This is a genomic window from Prevotella sp. 885 (assembly GCF_002265625.1).
GTDB lineage: Bacteria > Bacteroidota > Bacteroidia > Bacteroidales > Bacteroidaceae > Prevotella.
Genome location: NZ_NOVE01000113.1, coordinates 1 through 1,723, shown reverse-complemented (window position 1 = coordinate 1,723; position 1,723 = coordinate 1). Strand labels below are relative to the sequence as shown.

Below are 1,723 nucleotides of genomic sequence, written 5' to 3'. Positions count from 1 at the left end.
ACGAATATCGGTTCTGTCACCTGGTCTCAGCTCGTTTTCGTCAAGGTATATGTGAACAAGCTTTGTTTCTTTCTTTTGCTCTACAAACACGTCTTTAAGGTCGAACCAATCCAGCATGTGTTCGGGCAAAAGACATTCTGCAAGGAGTCTATACTTTTCCATATTTATCCGTTCTTTGACTTTATAAACGGACAATATAGTGTTTTTATTGTACTACGATATCCACACACTTTTTCCAGTGGTCCCGAATTTTGCTATCGTGCGAAGAAAACCAAAGAAGCACGTCAAGCAGAATTGAAGTTGCATATAGCAACAAAACCATTGATTATTTCCTCTAACATATCAAATAACGAAAAAGGTTCAGAAACACGTCCGTTTGACAATGTATTGGAAACATGCCGATTTATCAAAGAAGAAGAGCGTAAGGCTTTTGAGAAAGATTATTACATGAGCAATATATTGGCTAAAAGGCAATTTAATTATTGTGCGGATGTAAATATTTATAATATAAAATGGGCTGATGGTAAATCTTCTTACTGTCATCCGGAACTGCCTGCTGATGCCTTTATTGTAAATCAGTTAATGAGTGGCAAATATTCCATAAAGCCAAATCTTTACGGACGTAAGTTTCTGTTTCGTGGACAAAGTAAGTATTATGATGTCTGTACTCCTGGGCTTTTCCGCAACCCTAAACAGAGTTACTTTTTAAAGGAACTTATTCAATATGATGAACTTCGAGCTGTCTTGGCTACACATCCACTTGTGCAATTGTTTGAACAAGGTATTGATTTGTGGCATGACATCTTTCGTTTTGAGGTAAACTATGGCGGATTGGCTCAGCATTATTACAACAAGACCAGCTTTCTCGATTTGACATCAGACATAGATACCGCGAAGTTTTTTGCTGTAACTGACTATCATTTTGATGAATATACACCTCATACAGACACAAGCAGTCTTGGAGTGATGTATTATTATGAATTGGCAGAGCCAGGTGCTTTTTCACCTCAAAAACAGCAGTATCTGTCAACTATAGGCAAACAACCGTTTATGAGAAGTGGAAATCAACATGGTTTCTTGCTTAATATGGATAAAGGAGCAAACTTCAATGAGTTTTCTCAGGTACACAAAGTCTTCTTCAGACATGATCCTTCAATTTCTCAGCAGATATTTGAAGAATCAAAGAATGGAGAAAAATACTTTCCTTCAGACATGCTACAAGTACAATGGAAGCGTTTCTTGAAACAGTTTGAAAAAAATCCCGTCGTTTCTCTTGAAGCTGTCAAGATTAATGTCAAGGATAATGCTGTCCACCACGAGACGATAAAAAGTATCAGCCGTAAGTTAGACAATATGTACGGGATAAAGGTAGATAAAGACAGAATACCTGCCTTTGATGCTGATCTTATGGATCAGTATTACGAAGACATGAAAAACGGATGGTGGCAAGATGTCTTCTGTAAGGACATTCATTTTGTTTCTGGGGATGGCATAGTATACAAAGATATGTTAATGCAAGTACCCAAAGACACTCGCTATGCACATTTTTTTACACGATAAATCTATTCAACTCTATGGAATCCTCTCAATCCCAGTAAACACTGGGGTTGAACAGTATTGCCATAGAGGGATGCTTACTAGGATAGTTAACTTAATTATTATGTATAATGAATAAGACAATAGAAAATATAGCTTCTTTTTGGAGGTTAGAGGCAAAATTAGA

General features: G+C 36.9%; 1 protein-coding gene. It reads left to right on the top strand.

Annotation, left to right across the window (positions count from 1 at the left end; all coding sequences use genetic code 11):
• Positions 1-300: 300 nt before the first annotated feature.
• Complete coding sequence (locus CHL74_RS15265; protein ID WP_141241363.1) at positions 301-1,560, top strand: FRG domain-containing protein; 1,260 nt, start codon at positions 301-303, stop codon at positions 1,558-1,560.
• Positions 1,561-1,723: the final 163 nt, after the last annotated feature.